18 protein-coding genes are annotated in these 20,085 nt (G+C 69.8%); 6 read left to right on the top strand and 12 right to left on the bottom strand.

Features of this window, described 5'->3' with window-relative positions; all coding sequences use genetic code 11:
- The first annotated feature begins 3 nt into the window (after nt 1-3).
- The 4 genes from ACGFNK_RS19340 (at nt 4) to ACGFNK_RS19325 (ending at nt 4,433) form a co-directional block, all read left to right on the top strand.
- On the top strand, nt 4-1,323 hold the full coding sequence (locus tag ACGFNK_RS19340) for an FMN-binding glutamate synthase family protein (RefSeq protein WP_393417335.1): 1,320 nt from the start codon (nt 4-6) through the stop codon (nt 1,321-1,323).
- Entirely contained in the window at nt 1,320-2,408 is a 1,089-nt protein-coding gene (locus tag ACGFNK_RS19335) for an FAD-dependent oxidoreductase (protein ID WP_393417333.1), read from the top strand. The genes ACGFNK_RS19340 and ACGFNK_RS19335 overlap by 4 nt, the downstream gene beginning before the upstream one ends.
- Nucleotides 2,409-2,417: 9 nt before the next feature.
- Nucleotides 2,418-3,041 carry a helix-turn-helix domain-containing protein gene (locus ACGFNK_RS19330; RefSeq protein ID WP_393417331.1) on the top strand — a complete coding sequence of 208 codons (624 nt, stop codon included), beginning with the start codon at nt 2,418-2,420 and terminating at the stop codon, nt 3,039-3,041.
- Nucleotides 3,042-3,143: 102 nt separating this feature from the next.
- Nucleotides 3,144-4,433: an ammonium transporter gene (locus ACGFNK_RS19325; protein ID WP_386346665.1), complete on the top strand. Its 1,290-nt coding sequence runs from the start codon at nt 3,144-3,146 to the stop codon at nt 4,431-4,433.
- A gap of 51 nt (nt 4,434-4,484) precedes the next feature.
- Here ACGFNK_RS19325 and ACGFNK_RS19320 read toward each other — a convergent pair whose 3' ends face one another.
- The 11 genes from ACGFNK_RS19320 to ACGFNK_RS19270 form a co-directional block, all read right to left on the bottom strand.
- The gene (locus ACGFNK_RS19320; protein WP_393417329.1) at nt 4,485-7,472 is read right to left on the bottom strand and encodes an esterase-like activity of phytase family protein; all 2,988 of its coding nucleotides are present in this window, start codon (nt 7,470-7,472) and stop codon (nt 4,485-4,487) included.
- 144 nt (nt 7,473-7,616) lie between these two features.
- A complete protein-coding gene (locus ACGFNK_RS19315; protein WP_393417327.1) occupies nt 7,617-8,555 on the bottom strand; it encodes an ABC transporter permease in 939 nt (312 codons plus the stop codon).
- Nucleotides 8,552-9,673: an ABC transporter permease gene (locus ACGFNK_RS19310; RefSeq protein WP_386346671.1), complete on the bottom strand. Its 1,122-nt coding sequence runs from the start codon at nt 9,671-9,673 to the stop codon at nt 8,552-8,554. The genes ACGFNK_RS19315 and ACGFNK_RS19310 overlap by 4 nt, the downstream gene beginning before the upstream one ends.
- Complete coding sequence (locus ACGFNK_RS19305) at nt 9,670-11,253, bottom strand: ABC transporter ATP-binding protein (RefSeq protein ID WP_393417325.1); 1,584 nt, start codon at nt 11,251-11,253, stop codon at nt 9,670-9,672. The genes ACGFNK_RS19310 and ACGFNK_RS19305 overlap by 4 nt, the downstream gene beginning before the upstream one ends.
- Nucleotides 11,254-11,269: 16 nt before the next feature.
- A complete protein-coding gene (locus tag ACGFNK_RS19300; protein WP_393417323.1) occupies nt 11,270-12,361 on the bottom strand; it encodes a BMP family protein in 1,092 nt (363 codons plus the stop codon).
- Between the two features lie 112 nt (nt 12,362-12,473).
- Nucleotides 12,474-13,226: a purine-nucleoside phosphorylase gene (deoD, locus tag ACGFNK_RS19295; RefSeq protein ID WP_393417321.1), complete on the bottom strand. Its 753-nt coding sequence runs from the start codon at nt 13,224-13,226 to the stop codon at nt 12,474-12,476.
- Nucleotides 13,226-13,975: a glutamine amidotransferase gene (locus ACGFNK_RS19290; protein WP_393417319.1), complete on the bottom strand. Its 750-nt coding sequence runs from the start codon at nt 13,973-13,975 to the stop codon at nt 13,226-13,228. The genes deoD and ACGFNK_RS19290 overlap by 1 nt, the downstream gene beginning before the upstream one ends.
- A 96-nt stretch (nt 13,976-14,071) precedes the next feature.
- Entirely contained in the window at nt 14,072-15,181 is a 1,110-nt protein-coding gene (locus ACGFNK_RS19285) for a LacI family DNA-binding transcriptional regulator (protein ID WP_393417317.1), read from the bottom strand.
- Nucleotides 15,171-16,547, bottom strand: coding sequence for an amidohydrolase (locus ACGFNK_RS19280; protein WP_393417315.1), 1,377 nt, complete (start codon nt 16,545-16,547; stop codon nt 15,171-15,173). Before ACGFNK_RS19280 ends, ACGFNK_RS19285 begins: the two co-directional genes overlap by 11 nt.
- Before the next feature lie 385 nt (nt 16,548-16,932).
- Nucleotides 16,933-17,127 (bottom strand): hypothetical protein, encoded by a 195-nt coding sequence (locus ACGFNK_RS19275; protein WP_393417313.1) that lies wholly within the window; start codon nt 17,125-17,127, stop codon nt 16,933-16,935.
- Nucleotides 17,124-17,333 carry a hypothetical protein gene (locus ACGFNK_RS19270; RefSeq protein WP_393417311.1) on the bottom strand — a complete coding sequence of 70 codons (210 nt, stop codon included), beginning with the start codon at nt 17,331-17,333 and terminating at the stop codon, nt 17,124-17,126. Before ACGFNK_RS19270 ends, ACGFNK_RS19275 begins: the two co-directional genes overlap by 4 nt.
- A 280-nt stretch (nt 17,334-17,613) precedes the next feature.
- Here ACGFNK_RS19270 and ACGFNK_RS19265 point away from each other — a divergent pair, with 280 nt between their 5' ends.
- Nucleotides 17,614-18,192 (top strand): cyclophilin-like fold protein, encoded by a 579-nt coding sequence (locus tag ACGFNK_RS19265; protein WP_393417309.1) that lies wholly within the window; start codon nt 17,614-17,616, stop codon nt 18,190-18,192.
- Nucleotides 18,193-18,210: 18 nt separating this feature from the next.
- Here ACGFNK_RS19265 and ACGFNK_RS19260 read toward each other — a convergent pair whose 3' ends face one another.
- Nucleotides 18,211-19,092, bottom strand: a complete 882-nt coding sequence (locus ACGFNK_RS19260) for a helix-turn-helix domain-containing protein (RefSeq protein ID WP_393417307.1) — start codon at nt 19,090-19,092, stop codon at nt 18,211-18,213.
- 248 nt (nt 19,093-19,340) lie between these two features.
- Between ACGFNK_RS19260 and ACGFNK_RS19255 the strand changes: the two genes are divergently transcribed.
- A complete protein-coding gene (locus ACGFNK_RS19255) occupies nt 19,341-19,505 on the top strand; it encodes a hypothetical protein (protein ID WP_393417706.1) in 165 nt (54 codons plus the stop codon).
- Nucleotides 19,506-20,085 lie beyond the last annotated feature (580 nt).

Raw genomic sequence — 20,085 nt, 5'->3', positions numbered from 1 at the left:
ATCATGGAACCCGCATCCCACGGCCTGCGCGAGTCCGCCACCTTCGACCGCGCCACCATCCACGCCATCCAGCGAGCCGCCGAGACCGGCATCTACGACATCCGCGGCTGGGGCGCCAAGCGGAAACTCCCGCACTTCGACGACCTGCTGCTGCTCGGCGCCTCCATGTCCCGCTATCCGCTGGAGGGTTACCGCGAACGCTGCGACACGGACGTCGTCCTCGGCACCCGGCACGCCAAGCACCCCCTGCGGCTCGCCACCCCCGTCACCATCGCCGGCATGAGCTTCGGCGCGCTGTCCGCCCAGGCCAAGGAGGCCCTCGGGCGCGGTGCCAGCGAGGTCGGCACCTCGACGACCACCGGCGACGGCGGCATGACCCCCGAGGAGCGCGGCCACTCCAAGCACCTGGTCTACCAGTACCTGCCGTCCCGTTACGGCATGAACCCCGACGACCTGCGCGCCGCCGACGCGATCGAGGTCGTCCTCGGCCAGGGCGCCAAACCCGGCGGCGGAGGCATGCTGCTCGGCCAGAAGATCACCGAACGGGTCGCCGGGATGCGCACCCTGCCCGTCGGCATCGACCAGCGCAGCGCCTGCCGCCACCCCGACTGGACCGGCCCTGACGACCTCGCCATCAAGATCCTCGAACTGCGCGAGATCACCGACTGGGAGAAGCCGGTCTATGTGAAGGTCGGCGCGACACGGACGTACTACGACGTGAAGCTTGCCGTGCACGCGGGCGCCGATGTCGTGGTCGTCGACGGAATGCAGGGCGGTACGGCCGCCACCCAGGACGTGTTCATCGAGCACGTCGGCATCCCCACCCTGGCCGCCCTGCCCCAGGCCGTCCAGGCGCTGCAGGAGCTGGGTGTCCACCGCGAGGTCCAGCTGATCGTCTCGGGCGGCATCCGCAGCGGCGCCGACATGGCCAAGGCGCTCGCCCTCGGCGCGGACGCGGTCGCCATCGGCACGGCCGCGCTGATCGCGCTCGGCGACAACCACCCGAAGTACGACGCCGAGTACCGCGAACTCGGCTCCGCCGCAGGCTACTTCGACGACTACCAGGACGGCCGCGACCCCGCCGGCATCTCCACCCAGGACGAGGACCTCGCCGCCCGCCTCGACCCCGCCGAGGCCGGCCGCCGGCTCGCCAACTTCCTCCGCGTGATGACCATGGAGGCCCAGACCCTCGCCCGCGCCTGCGGCAAGGCCCATCTCCTCCACCTCGAGCCCGAGGATCTGGTTGCTCTTACCATCGAGTCCGCTGCCATGGCCCGCGTCCCGCTCGCGGGTACGAACTGGATACCCGGGGAGGGTCTGTGATCGCCGTCGTAGGCGCTGGGCTGATGGGCGCTGCCACCGCCTGGCAACTGGCCCGGCGTGGCCATGAGGTCACGCTCATCGAGGTGTACGGCATCGGCCACAAGCACGGCAGTTCGCACGGCAGCTCGCGGATCTTCCGGCGGGCGTACGCCGACCCCTTCTACGTACGGCTGACCGGACAGGCGCACGAGCAGTGGCGGGAACTGGAGGACGACGCCTCGACTCCCTTGCTGCGCACGACCGGTGGCCTCGACATGGGCGAGGACCGTGACCCGAAGGCGCTGGCCGCCGTCCTCGACGCGGCCGGAGTGCCGTACGAACTCCTCGGCCCGGAAGCAGCTCTGGAGCGCTGGCCGTACATCCGCGTCACGGGCCCGGTGCTCCATCACCCGGACGCGGGCGTGGTCGACGCCGACGAGACCGTCGGGGCCTGCGTACGGCGGGCGATCGAACACGGCGCGGAAGCGATCATCGGCGCACGCGTCACGGGCATCGACGTCCGGGGCGGCGAGAGGGTTCTGCTGCACACCGACGACGGCCGCGAGGTCGTCGCGGACACTGTGGTGATCGCCGCCGGCGCCTGGCTGCCCGAGCTCGGACTGCCCGTCGCGCTGCCGCCGTTGCAGGTGACCCAGCAGCAGGTCTTCCACTTCGGGCAGCGCGATCCGTCCGTGAAGTGGCCGACCCTGGTCTGGGACGGTGCGCTGCACCTCTACGGCCTGCCGTCGGGAAGCGACGGCGGCCCGCTCCCCGCGGTCAAGGTCGCCGAGCACGACCGCGGCACCCCCACCACCGCCCGCACCCGCGACGGGATCGTCGACCCGTCGTCGCGCACCCGGGTGAGCGACTTCGTCCGCGACCGGCTCCCGGGCCTCGAGCCCGACCCGGTGGCCGAAGCGACCTGCCTCTACACCACCACCCCCGACGAGGACTTCGTCCTCGACCGCCACGGCCCCTTCGTCATCGTCTCCCCGTGCTCCGGCCACGGCGCCAAGTTCGCCCCGCTCATCGGCGCGATGGCCGCCGACCTCGCCACCGGCCGCACCGAGCCCCATCCCCGCTTCCGCCTGGACCGCGCGGGCTAGGATGCGCCGGTGACCGAGCACCCCGACCCCGCAGCGGACTCCCAGGGCTCCGACGACCAGGCTCTGGAGCGCATCATCGCGGTCCGGGCCCGCGAGTACCGGCAGGCGGCCGGGCTGTCGGTCGGCGAGATGGCGCAGCGGGTCGGTATCTCCAAGGCCATGCTGTCGAAGATCGAGAACGCCCAGACCGCGTGCAGCCTCACCACGCTCTCCCGGCTCGCGCGCGGTCTCGATGTCCCGGTCACCGCCCTGTTCCGCGGCATGGACGACGAACGCGAGGCCGTCTTCGTCCCCGCGGGACACGGCGCCCGGATCGTCCGCCGCGGTACCCGCGTCGGTCATGAGTACGCCCAACTCGGCTCGCTGCGGGGCGCCCACAAACGGATGGACGCCCTGCTGGTCACGCTGACCGAACAGAGCGAGGTCTTCCCGCTCTTCCAGCACGCCGGGACCGAGCTCCTCTACATGCTGGAAGGTGTCATGGTGTACGGCCACGGCAAGTCCAGCTACACCCTGCGCCCCGGCGACGCCCTGCAGTTCGACGGTGAGGCCCCGCACGGCCCGGAGCGACTGGTGGAGTTGCCGATCCGCTTTCTGACGGTGACGGCCTTCGGGGACAGCCCGCAGCACTGAAACCCGGTGTTAATCAGCCACGGAAGTGTCTTGTAACGCACCTCCAGTCTACTGCGGTGAAACGACGTTTCTTCCTGCTGGACCTCTCCGCGGAGTGTGCGCATGGACACCGGAAGTACCGCTTGGATGCTCGCAAGCACGGCACTGGTCTGTCTGATGGTGCCGGGCCTCGCGCTCTTCTACGGCGGCATGGTCGCCGCCAAGAGCGTCCTGAACATGATCATGATGACCTTCGGGGCCGTCGCTCTGGTCGGCTGCATCTGGGTCGTCTACGGCTACTCGGCCTCCTTCGGCGACTCGATGGGAGGCGCCGGAATCCTCGGTGACGTCACCGAGTTCTTCGGCCTGAGCGGTGTCATCAAGGACGACCCGAAGGCCACCATCCCGCTCTCCGTCTTCGCCGCCTTCCAGGCCCTGTTCGCGGCCCTCACCGCCGCACTGATCTGCGGTGCGATCTCCGACCGCATCAAGTTCGGTGCCTGGATGGCCTTCACCGGCATCTGGGTCACCCTGGTCTATCTGCCCGTCGCCCACTGGGTGTTCGCCTTCGACGGCGACGACGTCGTCGGCGGCTGGATCGTCAACGAGCTCGGCGCCATCGACTTCGCCGGGGGTACGGCCGTACACATCAACGCCGGCGCGGCGGCCCTGGCGATGATCCTCGTCCTGGGCAAACGCATCGGCTGGCAGAAGGGAACGGAACGGCCCCACAACGTGCCCCTGGTGATGCTCGGCGCCGGCCTGCTCTGGTTCGGCTGGTTCGGCTTCAACGGCGGCTCCGCGCTGACCTCCAGCAACGCCGCCTCCGTCGTCGTGCTGAACACCTTCACCGCCACCTGCTCCGCGATGCTCGGCTGGCTCCTCGTCGAGAAGCTCCGCGACGGCCACCCCACAAGCCTCGGCGCCGCATCCGGAGCCATCGCCGGACTCGTCGCCATCACTCCCTCCTGCGGCGCCGTCTCCCCGCTCGGCGCACTCGCCCTCGGCGCGATCGGCGGCGCGGTGTGCGCCCTCGCCGTCGGCCTCAAGTACAAGTTCGGCTACGACGACTCCCTCGACGTCGTCGGCATCCACCTCGTCGGAGGCATGACCGGCACCCTGCTGGTCGGCATCCTCGCCACGTCGGACGCCCCCAACGGCGTCGACGGCCTCCTCTACGGCGGAGGCCTCTCCCTCCTCGGCAAGCAGGCGGTCGGCGCCTTCGCCGTACTGGCGTACTCATTCGCCGTGACCTGGCTGATCGCCAAGGCGCTCGACAAGACGATGGGCCTGCGGGTCCGTCCCGAGGTGGAGCAGGAGGGCGTCGACGTCCACCTGCACGCGGAGAACGCCTACGACCTCACCCACTCGCCGACCACCACCCCGACCCCCGAGCCTGCCGCTGCGGGATAGGGAGGAGGCTCCACCCGGGATGCCCGGGTGGAGCCTCGACGGGGAATGCTGTCAGGGAAGTTCGGTCACGCGGTCGGTGCCCGGAGGGACGACGGGGCTGTTGGCGGTGAGGTGGTCGGTCAGGGCCGCGATGTCGTCTCCGCCGCCGACGGTGTTGGTGCCTTTGGCGAAGGTGGTGAACCCGTCACCGCCGTCGGCGAGGAAGGTGTTCGCGGTGACTCGGTAGGTGGCGTCCGGCTTCAGCGTTTCGCCGTTGAGTTCGATCGAGGCCGGGTCGATGCGGTCGCCGACCGGGGCGCTGCGGGAGTAGGCGTACGTCAGGCCCTTGGAGACGCCCAGGATGAGGGTGGGGGCCCGGGTGCCGGAGTCGTTGAACTGCTGCTCCAGGATCTCTTCGATCTGGGCTCCCGTCAGGTCGACGGACACCAGTGATCCCGCGAAGGGCTGGACGGCGAAGGCCTCGGCGTAAGTGATTTCACCAGGTGCCTCGCCGCCCGACGAAGAGGCGTACGTGAGGTCCGCACGTACCCCGCCCGGGTTCATCAGGGCGATCTGGGCACCGCCCCGCTCCGGTGCGGAGGTCGCCGCCAACTGAGCGTCGGCGACCAGGTTCGCCAGGTCGGACTCGGCGTCGCGGGTCTCGGACCGGGTGATGTCGGCGGTGACGCTGCCGACGATCCGGTTGGCCAGGGGAGCCGAGAGGGCCTTCCACTTGTCGATGACGGCGCTCTGGTCGGCGTCCTTGGTGCCGGTGCGGGTGACGAGGTGGTTCATCGCGGCGACCTGGTCCCGTACGACCTCCCCGGTGCGGCGGTCCACCGTCAGCCGTGTCTCGGTGACCACCCGGCCGAACGACGACGCCGAGGTGACCATGCGGGGGTTGCCGGCCGGGTCGGGGAGCGAGCAGATGTACGGCTGGTGGGTGTGGCCGGTCACCACGGTGTCGATCGCCGGGTCCAGGTTCTTCGCGATGTCCACGATGGGCCCCGAGATGCCGTCGCACTGGCCGTACGATCCGGCCTGCACGCCGCCCTCATGGAGCAGGACGACGATCGCCTCGACACCTTGGCCGCGCAGCTTGCGGGCGGAGGCGCCCGCGCTCTCCACCTCGTCCAGAAAGCGTACGGACTTGATGCCGGACTGGCCGGTGACCTCGGGGGTGCCCTCCAGGGTCATGCCGATGAAACCGACCTTCACCCCGTCCACCTTCTTGATCCAGGTGGGTGCCAGGAGGGGCTTTCCGGAGTCGCGGTCGATGACGTTGGCGGCCAGCCAGGGGAACGCGGCGCCGTCGTACGGCTCGTCCTCGATGTAGCAGCCGTCCTCGGGATGGCAGCCGCCGTGCTGCATGCGCAGCAGTTCCTCGGTGCCCTCGTCGAACTCGTGGTTGCCGACGCTGGTGACGTCCAGGTGCAGCTTCTCCATGGACTCGACGGTCGGTTCGTCGTGGAAGAGCCCGGAGAGGAACGGGCTGGCGCCGACGATGTCGCCCGCGGCCACGGTCAGCGAGGCCTCGGTGCCCTGCCGGAGCTGCCCCAGCCGGGCCGCGAGATACTCCGCGCCGCCGACCGGCGTGGACTTCGGATCGAGCTTGGAACCGAGGTTGGCGTCGCGGCCGGTGGGCGGCTCCAGATTGCCGTGGAAGTCGTTGAAGGACAGCAGCTGGACGTCGACGGTGGACGGCGGCTTCTGAACGGTGGGGAAGGCACGGGTGTACGAGATCCACAGCCGGACGTCGCCGTCGTCCGTACGGCCGTTGCCGTCGAGGTCTCCCGCCGCGCCGGAGGCCGGGATCGCCGCCAGGTCCTTGGCGCCCACGGCACCGTCACCGTCGACGTCCGGGGTGCGGTTCGCCAGCAGACCCGAACGGACCGACAGCAGATGGAACTTGGTGACGCTGCCGTTGAAGCCGAAGTTGTCGTCGGCGACGAGGACGAGCGACCGGGAGCCGTCGGGCAGCTTCGGCCCCCAGGTGATGCCCTCGACGTTGTCGGCGTCGGTGCCGGAGGTGGTGAAGTCGTACAGCAGTTTCTTCGGCATCGGCTTCTCGGAGCCGGACAGGGCTTCCTTGCCGCTGACGTCCGTCGCGCCGATGGTGCTGGTCCAGTAGAGGCGGATGGAGAAGCCGACGCCGGAGGCGAAGGACCGCTCGACGGTGAGGTAGTCGGTCTCGTTGATCGCGAGGATCTCGGAGACTCCCCGGTCCGCGGAGTACGTACCGACCGGGGCCGGCAGTGGCGCGGTGGGGGCGTCGGAGATCGGGTCGACCTCGTAGACGTGCTCGGCCTCCGGCGTGCCCGTGCGGCGGTCCATGACCAGCAGCCGGGACGGGCTCTTCGACGTCAGCCCGGCCGCGGGACCGTCCTGAACGAGCGCGTTCTCCGTGACGGTGATGGCCTTGTCGCCGTCGGGGGAGAGGGTGAGCCCTTCGAGGGCCTGGTTGTTGCGGACGCCCGCGGTGAGCGTGCCCGAGGCCGACCTGACGGGTGCGTACGCCTTGGGCAGCGGCAGCTCGCGTACATGCCCGCCGGAGGTGGTCGCCTCACGGACGAAGGCGGGCTGCCCGGACGAGGAGGCACCCTCGCTGGTCCACAGCAGGCTCTCGCCGTCCGGGGTCCGGCGGATCGCCTCGGGGTCGACCGCCTTCGCGGCGAAGGGTTCGCCGTTGGTGTCGTCCAGCACGGTCAGGCCGTCGAGTGCGGGCTTGTCATCGGCGAACGCGGCCCCGTCGAGCGGCAGTCGAAGGGTGTAGAAGCGGGCCTTGCCGTTCTCCGAGCGGTCGTCGCTGAGGGCGGTGTACGTGCCGGACTCCGAGTCGTAGTCGATGCCCGACAGCCCGCCGAACGGCATGCCGAACTCCGTCGTTCCGGCGGGCACGGTGAGCGTGTCGAGGAGCCGCACGTCCTGCGGTTTCGCGGAGGGGCCGGCTCCGGACTCCACCGCGAAACCGTTCGCGAGGGCCAGAGTGCCGAGGAGTCCCGCCGCGGTGAGGCCTCCGATGAGTGCGCGTCTTCGGCCGGCTCTGTGTCTGTGTCGCATGGGTGTCCTTCCAAGGGGTGCGGAGTGTGTCCAGGGCGCAGCTGGGTGCGCCCCGGCGGGCAGGATTTCGACGGGGGTGTGGACGAGCTCGGGCCGTAGGGCCCCTCGGAGTTGGGGGAGACGCGAGGAAGGCGGCGGCAGGCGTCAGAGGGAGGCGGTGGCGACCTCTCCGGCAGCGCCCCGCCGCTTCCGCCGCCACGCGTACACCGCGAGCGCCACCAGCGTCATCGCGTACGGGATCGTCGACACCAGTTGTGGCGGTACGTCCAGCGTGCCGAGCTGCACGGCCAGCGCCTCCGCCGCACCGAAGCCGAGCGCTGCGAGGAAGACGCCCCACGGGCGCAGGCCGCCGAGGAAGACCGCCGCGAGGGCGATGAAGCCGCGGCCGGCCGTCATGTCCCGTACGAAGAAGGACACGTAGCCCATGCTCAGGAACACCCCGGCGAGGCCCGCGAGCGCGCCGCTGAGAGCGAGACCCGCGTACTGGACACGGCGTACCGGAATGCCGACCGACGCGGCGGCGTCCGGCATCTCGCCGACCGCCCGCAGGTGGAAGCCGAAGCGGGTGCGGAAGAACAGCCAGGCGACGAACGGCGCGGCCAGGAAGGCCAGCCAGGTGACCAGGTTCTGACCGCTCACCACATCGCCCACCACCGGAATGCTCTCGATGCCCGGCAGCGTGACCGTCGGCAGGGTGCCGCTCTTCAGGCCGGACGTGCCGCCCTTGTCGTCGAGGAGGCTGTAGACGGCGTAGGCGGTGGCGCCCGAGGCGAGCAGATTGATACCGATGCCCGCGATGATCGCGTCGGCGCCCAACTCCAGCCGGAGCGCGGCCAGGAGCACGCCCAGCAGTGTCGCCACCGCGACCCCGCACACCGCGCCCAGGGCGACCGAGTGGCTGTAGCCGGCGACGAGCGCACCCGTGCAGGCCGCGCTGAGCATCTGCCCTTCCAGGGCGATGTTGCTGATGCCGGCGCGTTCGGCGATCAGTCCGCCGAACGCGGCGAGCAGGTACGGCGTGGCGACCCGCAGCACAGCTGCCAGGAAGGCGCTGCTGAGAACGACGTCGAGTACGGAACTCATCGGACGCCCACCTGCTTCCGCGCGATCCGGCGCTTGAGGAGATCCGGCAGCGCCTGGGCGGTGACCAGCAGCACGATGACCGCCTGGATCACGACCACGATCTCCGTGCCGACGTCCGTCTGCTGTTCCATGATGTCGCCCCCGGCGCGCAGGTAGGAGTAGAAGAGCCCGGCGACCACGACGACCAGCGGGTTGTTGCGCGCCAGCAGGGCGACCACGATCCCCTCGAAGGCGAGGCTTCCGGCCAGGCCCGGTTCCAGGCGGCCGTACACGCCCTGGACGAGATGCGCTCCGGCGAGGCCTGCGACCGCGCCGCCGATGACGAAGCTCCACTCGATGACCCGGGGCACCTTGATGCCTCCGTACGCCGCGAAGTCGGGGTTGGCGCCGGTCATCCGGATCCGGTAACCGAGCGGGGTACGGGTGATGAGCAGCCACAGCGCGACGGCCGTGAGCAGCATCAGCCCGAGACCGATGTTGGCCCGGCCCATCGGGATGCCGAACCAGTCGCTCAGCGGGGTGAGCGCGGAGTCCTGCTGGATGGGCTTGGAGTGCACGGCGCTGCTGCCCGGCTCCTTCAGCGGGCCGTTGACCAGGTAGTCGTAGACGCGTACGGCGATGGCGTTGAGCATGAGCGTGGCCACGATCTCGTTGGCGCCGAGGCGTGCCTTCATGGTGCCCGGCACCAGGCCCATGCCGGCGCCCGCCATGGCCGCCGCCACCATGGGCACGATCACGGCGGCCACCGCCGGCAGCGGCAGGAAGACCGCGACGGCGGCGGCCGCCAGCGCGCCCGCGTAGAGCTGGCTTTCGGCGCCGAGGCTGATCTGCCGGGCGCGGAAGGGGATCGCGACCGACAGCCCGAGCAGGGTGAGCGTGGTGGCGTCCTCCAGCCAGCGGCCGACGCGGAAGGAGCGGTCCAGCGGGCCGGTGAGCATGACCTCGTAAGCCTGTACCGGGTCGTTGCCGGTGGCGAGCATGACGAGGAAGCCGATGGCCAGGGCGACCAGGATCGTGGCCAGGGCCATGCTGACGTCGACGGCGAGGTCGCGGCGCCGGGTCGCACGGTACTGGCGTCGGTCCTCGGTCTCGATCAGGGTCATGGGGGTGGTGGTCATGAGGCCTTCCCCTGGTCTTCCAGACCGGCCATGAGGTGATCCTGTTCGTGCTGCTCGACGCCGAGCATGTAGAGGCCGACCCGTTTCTCGGTGAGGCCGGTGGTGTCGTCGAACCGGGCGACCAGACGGCCGTCCTTGAGGACCAGCAACCGGTCGGAGAGAGCGAGGAGTTCGGTGAGGTCGGCGGAGATCAGCAGAACGGCGGCACCCGCGTCACGCGCGGCGACCAGCTGCTCGTACATGAAGCGCATCGCGCCGACGTCCACCCCGCGCGTGACATGGGAGGCGATCAACAGCCGTGGCCCCGCGGAGAGTTCGCGGGCGACGATCACCTTCTGCATGTTGCCGCCGGACAGCGCCCGTACCGGCACCGACGGGTCGGGGGTGCGGATCGCGTATTCGTCGATCAGCCGCTCGGCGTGGGCGCGCACGGCACCGGGGTGCAGTACGCCACGGCGGGCGAGGGGCGGCCGGTCGTGGCGGTCGACGACGAGGTTGTCGGCGATCGACCCGTCGAGCGCGGCGCCGTTGTGCAGCCGGTCCTCCGGTACGTAGCCGACGCCGGCCCTGCGATGGCCCGCGACGTCGAGGCCGGCGGTGTCGGTGCCGCCGACGTGGACCGTGCCCGTGGTGGGGCGCCGCAACCCGGCCAGGATCTCGGCGAGTTCGCTCTGGCCGTTGCCCTCGATGCCCGCGACCCCGACGATCTCCCCGCCGGCCACGTCGAAGTCCAGGCCGTGCAGGGACTGGCCGGCCGGTGCCTCGTACCCGAGACGCCGGACCCGCAGGGTGGTCTTCCCGGGGCGGGCGGGGGAGCGGTCCACCTCCAGGGACAGGTCGCGGCCGACCATCATGGAGGCGAGGGACCGCTCGGTGGCGTCGGCGGTGGCGACCGTCCCCACCAGGGAACCGGCGCGCATCACGCTGACCCGGTCGCTGATCTCCCGTACCTCGCGCAGCTTGTGCGAGATGAACAGCACCGTCATCCCGCCGTCGCGCAGTCTGCGTACGGCGGCGAACAGGTCCTCGGTCTCCTGCGGGGTGAGCACGGCGGTCGGCTCGTCGAGGATCAGCACCTTCGCCTGCCGGTGGAGCGCCTTGAGGATCTCGGCGCGCTGCCGCATCCCGACCGACACCTCGTCGACGCGTGCCCTGGGGTCGACGGCGAGTCCTGCTTCCTCCGCGAGCCGGGCGGTCGTCTCGACGGCCGACTTCGGGTCGACCAGACCGCGGCGGCCCGGTTCGACGCCGAGGACGACGTTCTGGGCGACGGTGAACGAGGGCACCAGCATGAGGTTCTGGTGCACCATGCCCACGCCCAGTGCGATGGCGGAGGCCGGCCCGCGCAGTGTCCGCGGCTGCCCGCCGATCAGGATCTCGCCCGAGGAGGGCTGCTCCAGACCGTAGAACAGTTTCATCAGCGTCGACTTGCCCGCGCCGTTCTCGCCCACGACCGCCCGGATCTCGCCCGGCGGGACCTCCAGGTCCACCCCGCGCACCGCGCGCACCCCGTTGGCGTACGTCTTGGTGACCGCACGGGCGGCGACGGCCGGACCGTCCTTGCCCCATGGCTCGTTCATCTTCAAGGCCGTTCGGTTAGAAGGCGCTGGGGACCGTGACGGAGCCCGACTTGACCGTGTCGGCGGCTTCCTGGACCTCGGTACGGATCTTCTCGGGCACCAACTCCTGGAAGTGGTCGTCGTTGACGTAGCCGACGGCGTCCTCGGCGAGACCGACGGTGTCGACGGCGCCGTACTTCAGGGTGTCCTTCTGGTCCGCCTGCGCGGCCTTGTAGAGGGCGGTGCCGACGTTCTTGAGGATGGAGGTGACGACGGTGTCCTTCTGCGCCTGGTCGGTGAGCGTCTGGTACTGGTCGGAGTCCACGCCGAAGGTGTACCGCTCGGCGGTGACCGCCGACTCGAAGGTGCCGAGCCCGGAGAGTCCGGCGACGGGCCACACGAGCGCGGCGCCCTGGCCGTACATGGCGGTGGAGATCTCCTTTCCCTTCGCGGGGTCACTGAACGGCTTGTCGCCGCCCACGTACTGCACGAGCACGTCGGAGTTCTTTCCGCCAGCGGCCTTGAAGCCCGCCCTGAAACCGACGACAAAGTCCTCGATGACCGGGATCTTCACTCCGGGCATGACGCCGACCTTCTTCAGGGATTCGGCTCCCTTGAGGGATTTCTCGGCCACCAGCTTCTCGGCGAGGAATCCGGCGAGATAGCCGCCCTCGTTCTGCTTGAAGGTCACGGAGTAGACGTTCTCGCACTTGTTGGAACAAGTCCCGTTCTTGCCGCTGTAGTCGACCGGGGCGTCGAAGAGCCAGAACTTCTTGTCCGGGAATTGCGGGGCGAGTTCGCCGATGTAGTCGGTGACCTCGAAGGTGCCGGCCGCCAGGATGTCGTAGTCGTCGGCCGAGGCGGCGTCCTCGAATCCGGGCTCCCACTTGGTGCGGTCGGAACCCAGCTCGACCACCTTGAGCTCGTAGCCCAGGTCCTTCTCGGCCTTCTTCAGCCCCTCGTGGGCGGAGTCGAAGAACGACTTGTCGCCCAGCCCGCCATTGATCACCAATTTGATGCGCAGCTTGTCGGAGGACGCCGCTCCGGAATCATCTCCGCCCGACCCTCCGCACGCGGTCAGCGCGAGTATCCCTGTCACCGCGACGGCGGCGCTTCTTCCATATCGCATCATCGACCTCCTGATCGTTTTGTTGCTGAGTGAGCGGCTGCGTTGACAGTAGGAAGTGCAAAACGTTTTGGCTACGTTGCCCGGTTTCGGTTTGATTTCCGGTGTGGGAATTTCAGACATCGGTGAGCAGCGCGGCGGCGGCGATGTGCAGCGCCCGGTCGAAGCTGGTCTCGCGTTCCTGGGCGGTGAGGGCCTCGCTGGTGCGCAGGTGGTCGGAGACGGTCAGCACGGCGAGTGCTTCGCCGCCTTCCGCGCAGGCCACGGCATACAGGCCCGCCGCCTCCATCTCGGCCGCCAGCGTGCCCCGGCGCTCCAGTGCGTCGAAGAGAGCGGGGCGGTCCAGGTAGAAGTGGTCGCTGGTGAACACCGGTCCGACGTGGACTGCTCCACCGCCCGGCGGCGTCTCTCGCTCGGCGGCATCTGCCGCCGCCCGCAGCAGCCGGTACGAGGGTGCGAGGGAGAGCATCACACCGTCGACCAGGATCCGGCTGAGGCTGGAGTCGGTGTGTGCGGCGGAGGCGATCACGACGTCCCGTACCGCGACCGACTCCGCTATCGCACCGGCCGTGCCGACCCGGACGATCCTGCGCACGCCGTAGTACCGGAACAACTCCGTCGCGTAGATCGACACCGAGGGAATGCCCATGCCGGAGGCGAGGACCGACATGGGCACGCCTTGGTGGCTGCCCGTGTAGCCGAGGATGCCGCGTATGTCCGTGACCTGCCGCGCGTCCTGAAGGAACGTCTCGGCGATCCGCCGGGCCCGGCGGGGGTCCCCCGGCATCAGCACGAGTGGCGCGAAGTCACCTGGCGCGGCGGCGATATGGGGTGTGCCGGTGAAGGGAGCACTCACGGGGTCGGGCATCACAGCTCCGATCCGGCGAGCCAGCGCACCAGTCGGTCCCACAACTCGGTGTACCCCTCCCAGGCCAGGAACGGCGGCGGTGCCCAGTGCGGCGCCACGTCGGAGGTGAAGGCCGCGGACCTGCCCGCGCCGTGGCTGCCCACGACGAGCAGTGGATACCCCGCGCACTCGGCCAGCAGCGACGCCTCCGGCCGGGCCGCGACCTCGTTGAGGCCGAGCAGCACGGGCCAGGACCGCTCCAGTCCTCGTACGACCGCGTGCTCGCCCACCACCTCGGGAACGGCGCCGGCCGGGAGCTCCACCCGGTCGTCGCGGTCCAGCATCACCACCGGCAGGGCGGCGGCGAGCGGCGAACGCCCCCATCGCGCACGGGCGTCGATGCCGCTGAACGTCAGATAGCCACCGACCATCAGCACCCCGCCGCCCCGCTCCACGAAACCGCGCACCAGCTCCGAGCGGTCGGGCGCGGGGACCGACCGGTTGAAGGTCTCGGGCGGCAGCTGGAAGCTGTTGGCGCCCACGTCGCTGATGACCACGACGTCGTACGCGTCGAAGCCGTCCGCGGAGCCCGGAACCCGGCTGGGGATCTCGTGCGAGGGCACATAGGTCACCTCGTGGCCTCGTGAGCGCAGAGCGTCGAGGAAGGCGCCCCCGCCCTCGGTGTACTCCGCGGTGTGGAAGGCGTCGAAGCCCTTCTGATGGACCGTGTACGTGAACCAGGACTCGCCGACGACGAGCACTCTGGGCATGGCGAACCGCCTTTCCAAGACTGAACAGAGCAGGGGGTATTGCCGCACGGGGACATCAACTGCCCACAGTGCGATGGAAGTTGGGATGGGTAAAGGTCAGCGGGTGGTCGCGGGCGCCGTGCTGCCGCGCACCTTGAGTTCGACGGGAAGGGTGTGCCGGGAGGCGGGCGGGACCTCGCCCCGGGTGACGTACTGGAGGAGCTGCGCGGTGGCGGTGCGGCCCACGTCGTAGGCGGGCTGGTGGACGGTGGTCAGGGGCGGATGGGCCAGGGAGGCCGCCCGGATGTCGTCGAAGCCGACCACCGAGACGTCGTCCGGCACCGACAGACCCGCTTCCCGCAGCGCAAGGAGGGCGCCGAAGGCCATCAGGTCGTTGGCGGCGAACACGGCCGTGCAGCCCTCGGGGAGACCGCCCTCCTTGAGGAGTTCGGCGACGAGACGGTAGCCGGAGGCCTCCTTGAAGTCGCCGACACGCTCGACGACTTCACCCCGGAAGGCCTGCACGAAGCCGTTCGCACGCGCGATGCCGCTCTTGAGGGCGCGAGGACCGGTCAGCACCAGGGCCTGGCGGTGGCCGAGCGCCCGCAGGTGTTCGCCGACCAGCCGCCCGCCCGCCTCGTGGTCGGCGGTCGCGATGAGGGCGCCCTCGAGCCCTTCCACCTCCTCGTCGGCGAGCGCGATGGGGAACTTGCCCATGAGTGCCTCCAGCCGCCGCCGGGACGGCGGCGACCCCGACGCGTACACCATGCCGTCGATGAACCGGCTGCGGATCATGCCGAGATAGCGGTCCTCGCGGTCGGCGTCGAACTCGGTGTTGCACAGGATCAGGCCGTATCCGAGATCATGGGCGGCGTCCTCGGCGCCCTTGGCCAGCTCGGCGAAGAACGTGTTGCTGATGTCGGGGATCATCAGGCCGATCACCGACGTCGAGCCGGCCTGCAGGCTGCGCGCCAGGGACGCCGGGACATACCCGAGCCGGTTGACGACACTGCGCACCCGCGTGGCCGTCAGCTCGTTGACCGGGCGGTTGCCGCTGAGGACGTGCGAGACGGTGGTCGGGCTGACCCCGGCCGCCGCGGCCACGTCCTTGATGGACGCAGGCCTGCGAACCGCCGCCCGGTCGCCGTCGCTCGCGTACGGCTGACCGCTCTCGTACGACTGACCGGGTCCGTACGGGGCGCGGCTCCCCTGGGACTCACGGGTCATAGTGCTGCACCGCCCTTCCATGGGAGGTGTCGAGGATCCGGGCCGCCCGGGCGTCGGCCTCGTCCAGCAACGCAGGCACGTCCACGGTCAGCAGCCGCCCGTCGCGCATCAGGACGCGACCGTCGACGACGACCGTCCGTACGTCAGCGGCGCGGGCGCTGTAGACCAGCGCGGCGCGAGGGTCGTGGAGCGGACGGCAGTGCAGCCCCGAGAGATCGGTGAGGACGATGTCGGCGCGCATGCCCGGCTCCAGCGCCCCGATCCGGTCCTGAAGGCCGAGCGCGCGAGCTCCACCACGCAGGGCCAGGCGCAGGGTGTCGGAGACCGTCATCCACGTGGCGTCCCGCACGGCCTGCTTCTGCGTGAGTGCGACCAGCCGCAGCGCCTCCCACACGTCGAGCGTGTTGTGACCGGCGGCGCCGTCCGTGCCGACCGCCACCGTGACCCCGGCGTCGAGCAGATCACGGATGGGGGTCAGCGGGGACAGCGCGTGCTTGAGATACACCTTGGGACAGCAGGCCACGGCGGTCGTGCCGGCGTACTCGCGCAGCAGCGGCAGGTCCTGCTCGACGATGCCGCAGCCGTGCGCGATCAGGGCCCCGGCGTCCAGCACTCCGGTCTCGTACAGCACGCGGATCGGAGTGATGCCGCGCCGCTCCACGCTGGACCGCGTCTGCTCGAGATGCTCGGCGGCGTGGATGTGCATCCGCAGGCCGAGCCGCCCGGCATGCCCGGCCAGGGTCCGCAGGTCGCCGTCGTCGACGGTGTACGGGGCGTGCGGGCCGAGCGAGACGGTCAGCCGGCCCTCGGCTCGGCCGTGCCATGTCTCCGCGAACCGCACGCCGGCCTCCAGGGATTCCTCACCCCCGCTGCTGAAGTACGTGGGTGCGATGTCGGCCCGCAGCCCGGTCTCGGCGACCGCCTCGGCGATCTGCTCCGGGAAGAAGTAGTGGTCGGCGAAGGTGGTGACGCCGGAGCGGATCATCTCCGCGCAGGCCAGCCGGGCGCCGAGCCGTACGTCGGCCGGGGTGAGGTTGGACTCCATCGGCCAGACGCGGTCGTTGAACCACCCCTCGACCGACACGTCCTCGGCCGCACCGCGCATCAGCACCATGGGACTGTGCGTGTGCGCGTTGACCAGGCCCGGAACGGCCACCAGCCCGCGGCCGTCGACCACGTCCCCCGCGTGCGCAGCGTCCGCCGGGGAGCTGTGGTCGCCCGTCGGCCGTACGTCTTCGATGACGCCGTCCGCCACCACGATGTCCCGCGCCGGGAGGATCTCGCACTCACCGTCCAACGGGACACGCAGTACATCGCAGCCGCGCACCAGCAGACGGCCCGGCGGTTGAGCCGTTCTGTCACTCATGCGGCACAAGCTAGATATCCAAAACGTTTTGCACAATGCCCAATGTGCCGCACCGGAGGTTCCTGTGGCACCCGTACTTCGCCCCGCCCAGGGACACGGACTGAGCCGAGCCGTGAACAGACGGGCAGGGACGAAGACTTGCTGCGACGAGTGCCGGGTGTCGGACGTGTCAGCAGTCCGGGCTGTTCGTCATGTCGATCGCGTAGATCTGCCGGCCCGCCGGGGGCCGGTGGGTCTTGTGCGGGCCTACGCAGGTCTCCCCGACCAGGCCGTCGGAGAGCCGGTAGCGCAGGATCCGGGCCCCATCGTCGTTGCGGGCGTTGTGGCCTGCTTGGCGCGGGGCCCGAGGTTCTGGAAGCCCATGTCCTTGTACGCGGCGAGCCGCCTACCGCCCTTGTCGAAGCAGACGTACGGGCCAGGGGCAGGCAGCGGCCGCGGTGGAGACGCTGGTGGCCGTGGTGGTGCTGTTCGCGCCGCTCGTGGGGGCCGCGCCGGCCGCCGCGACCCCGACGAATGCCGTGTCCGTGAGGGCCAGCGCGGCGATGCCGGTACCGAGACGCCTGGGTGCTGGGATGGTCATGAGAGGTCTCCCCGTTGCTGTGAGACGGAATGTCCGCGGTGCGTGCTCGGCACGCGGGGATAGCACTCATTACGCCAGTTGTAGCCCACCGTCACCTCGCCCTGGAGGTTGTCGAGGACGCTGTTGCCGGTGTACTTGCCGACGATCCCGTCCTGCGTGAGGCCGGAGAGGCCTTCTGGAATTTTCCTGACCCAGGTGTAGGTCAAAAGGGGAGGGATTCCTCCGGGGCAGAACCATCCTGGGATGGAAATCTCCCCCCGAGGGGCGTGCGAAGCTGACTCCTGGGCCCTGCTTGTGGGCCCAGGGTATGCGGCGGCAGTCGGGAACACCTGCTTCGTCGCCCTACGTGACTGCGTCGGTGGTGCCGATGACTCACGTGCTGCCCGCACGGCCGAGTTCCCCATGCGTCGTGTCGGCGCGTGCCCTGACTGGGGGGTACTGACAGGGCTTCCCACCTGCGGTGGCCTCGCGGTTAGCCTCGACGACATGACCAGAGCCAGTTCTTCCGTACCCGGGCCGCCGCGTCGAGCGCGTCGGGGTTTGGTGCTCTCGCTGGCCATGACCTTCGTGTTCGTCGTGACAGCCTGTAGCAGCGATTCGGAAGGGACGGCTGCACAGAGCGCCACGCCTGCTGGTTCCTCGTCGTCCAGTGATTCAGCGTCCGCCACGGCCTCCTCCTCGCCGAGCCCCGACCAGTCGTCGAGCGAGGGGACGCCGATCCGCGTCACGGTGGGTGGCACGGTGCTGACGGGTCGGCTCTTTGACAACGCCTCCGCTCGGGATCTGATCGAAAAGCTCCCGGTCACCGTGGAGTTCAGTGACCACCTGAACATGGAGAAGACGGGGCCGTTGCCTGAGGAACTTTCCACGGAGGGCATGCCCGAGGGAGAGGACCCCAGCCCGCGGGACATCGGCTACTACGCTCCGGGGGGCGACCTCGCCTTCTACTACGGCGACGTGGGCTACCACGACGGCATCCTGAGGATCGGCCGGTTCGACGGAGACATGGACGCGATCGCCGAGCAGGAGGACGGCTTCACCGCGAGGGTCGAGCCGGCCGACTGACCGTCAGTTGTCGGCGGCTCAGGTCCCCACGGCCTCTGCGTCACCCATGGAGGTCTGCCCGGTTCCGGCCCAACTGCTCAGGTGAGTCAGCTTGACGGCCGTCGACGTTCCCGATCCGGCGCTGTAGACGATGATCGAGAGCCCTTGGTCGGCCTGCACATCAAGCGTTTCGAAGGCAAGGGTGAGGTCTCCCACGACCGGATGGTGCAACTGCTGCAATCCGGTGTGGTGCACACGCACCTCGTGGTGAGCCCACACTTCACGGAAGACCGGGCTCCTTGCCCGGAGCTCGTCGATCAGCGCGGTGAGCGCCGGATCGAGCGGACTGCGTCCCGCTTCGGCGCGGAGGGCCGCCGCCGTGACTCGGCAGGCGAGGTCCCAGTCGGGGTGGAACGCCCGGGCACGGTGATCCAGGAAAACGAAGCGAGCCAGGTTCGGCGGCCGGTCGGCGCTGTCGAACGGCGTGACGTACAGAGCTCTCCCAATCCCGTTCGCCGCGATCAGGTCCTGCCGGGCGTTCTGTGCAACAGCTGGGACGTGCAGCGCGTCAAGGACCCGCTGCACCGAGGCCCGGACCCGGACGCGGCGAGCGGGCGCAGCCCGGCGCGGAGCGGATACCGTGTGGCAGCGCGCGAGATCGAACAGATGGTCCCGCTCGTCGGCCGTGAGCCGGAGAGCACGAGCGAGCGCGTCGAGCACGCCGTCCGACGCGCCCCGGATCCTTCCGCGTTCGAGACGCGTGTAGTAATCGACGCTTATGCCTGCCAGGAGCGCGACCTCTTCGCGGCGCAGACCGGGAACCCGGCGTTCTCCTCCCAGAGTAGTCAGCCCGACCTGTTCGGGCGTGATCCTCGCACGCCTCGTGGTGAGGAAGCCGCGAACCTCGTCCTGCCTGGTCATCGGGTTCGCCTTTCGTCAGCGCGGATTGGCCTGGTGCTTCAGTTAATGTGTCTGCCGCGTCGTCGGGCATGGATCTCCCAAGCTGGCATTTGCCTCTGTTGCTCGTAAGGGGAGAATTCCTTCCTGGGATTAGCGGATCCAGGGAGAAAACCCTCCCCCGCAGCCGCCCTGCGACAGCAACGCCGGTCAGATAGCCTGACCGTTCATTTGAACTCGCAACGGATTCCGTCCCTCGGCTGGAGCACGCGATGCCGCAGGGGGTGCCGGAAGGCAACCACCTGGCGACGAGGGAGGGGGCCCGCGTGCTCATCGACACGTACGGCCGAGTGACCACCGACCTGCGGGTCTCGCTGACCGACCGGTGCAACCTGCGGTGCACGTACTGCATGCCGCAGTTCAGCAGGTGTGAGTGAGTGGGGCGTACCGGAGGGGCAGCCTTTCCTGATCAGCCCGACGGGCGAGCATGAGGCTGAGCTGGACCGGTGCTTGACGAGCGATGCACCCGAGAATGCGGTAACTCTGCGGCCTCGTCGACCGGGCGCGCCGGAAGGGCAGGCGCGCCGGCGCGCACCGGCCGGCCGAGCTCGTCGACGGCGTACAGTCCGTCGCCGTGCCCGGCCACCCCACTGCAGATCAGTTCCTACCAGCCCCTGACAGAAGAGGTCGATCAGGGGAGGTCGGCTACGACAGGCAGCTCAACCTGCGACGCCCGCGAGGGAGTGCTCTCCCGAACCGGCAGGGAGCTGGCTGCACCGCCGGGCCGCCCCTGCCGGAGGGGCCACGTCTGCGGGCCTGTCTGTCGCTGAACAGGCAGCGGTCCGGGCCCGCCGTCCTGTTGCGTGGGACGATCGGCTTCGTGAGCGGTGTGGCTTCGGCACGCGAGGAGACCGCATGGCGGGTTCTCGGCGATGATCGTTTCATCCCTGCCGGGTACTGCGTCGATGCCCCGGCGTAGGTGTGCGGTCCGCCGCTCCTGGCCGGTCCGCAGCCTCG

The organism is Streptomyces sp. NPDC048825 (assembly GCF_043198355.1).
GTDB lineage: Bacteria > Actinomycetota > Actinomycetes > Streptomycetales > Streptomycetaceae > Streptomyces > Streptomyces xiangluensis.
Note: the sequence above shows the minus strand (reverse complement) of the source record. Positions and strands in the feature narration are given on the sequence as shown.

Bases quoted from the DNA above. Each gene is read 5' to 3' on its own strand.
- deoD (WP_393417321.1), bottom strand. From the start codon at position 13,226: ATGCCCGACCCCGTGAGTGCTCCCTTCACCGGCACACCCCATATCGCC.
- ACGFNK_RS19260 (WP_393417307.1), bottom strand. From the start codon at position 19,092: ATGACCAGGCAGGACGAGGTTCGCGGCTTCCTCACCACGAGGCGTGCG.
- ACGFNK_RS19320 (WP_393417329.1), bottom strand. From the start codon at position 7,472: ATGCGACACAGACACAGAGCCGGCCGAAGACGCGCACTCATCGGAGGC.
- ACGFNK_RS19300 (WP_393417323.1), bottom strand. From the start codon at position 12,361: ATGCGATATGGAAGAAGCGCCGCCGTCGCGGTGACAGGGATACTCGCG.
- ACGFNK_RS19290 (WP_393417319.1), bottom strand. From the start codon at position 13,975: ATGCCCAGAGTGCTCGTCGTCGGCGAGTCCTGGTTCACGTACACGGTC.
- ACGFNK_RS19255 (WP_393417706.1), top strand. From the start codon at position 19,341: ATGCCGCAGGGGGTGCCGGAAGGCAACCACCTGGCGACGAGGGAGGGG.
- ACGFNK_RS19325 (WP_386346665.1), top strand. From the start codon at position 3,144: ATGGACACCGGAAGTACCGCTTGGATGCTCGCAAGCACGGCACTGGTC.
- ACGFNK_RS19285 (WP_393417317.1), bottom strand. From the start codon at position 15,181: ATGACCCGTGAGTCCCAGGGGAGCCGCGCCCCGTACGGACCCGGTCAG.
- ACGFNK_RS19280 (WP_393417315.1), bottom strand. From the start codon at position 16,547: ATGAGTGACAGAACGGCTCAACCGCCGGGCCGTCTGCTGGTGCGCGGC.
- ACGFNK_RS19315 (WP_393417327.1), bottom strand. From the start codon at position 8,555: ATGAGTTCCGTACTCGACGTCGTTCTCAGCAGCGCCTTCCTGGCAGCT.
- ACGFNK_RS19340 (WP_393417335.1), top strand. From the start codon at position 4: ATGGAACCCGCATCCCACGGCCTGCGCGAGTCCGCCACCTTCGACCGC.
- ACGFNK_RS19310 (WP_386346671.1), bottom strand. From the start codon at position 9,673: ATGACCACCACCCCCATGACCCTGATCGAGACCGAGGACCGACGCCAG.
- ACGFNK_RS19265 (WP_393417309.1), top strand. From the start codon at position 17,614: ATGACCAGAGCCAGTTCTTCCGTACCCGGGCCGCCGCGTCGAGCGCGT.
- ACGFNK_RS19275 (WP_393417313.1), bottom strand. From the start codon at position 17,127: ATGACCATCCCAGCACCCAGGCGTCTCGGTACCGGCATCGCCGCGCTG.
- ACGFNK_RS19305 (WP_393417325.1), bottom strand. From the start codon at position 11,253: ATGAACGAGCCATGGGGCAAGGACGGTCCGGCCGTCGCCGCCCGTGCG.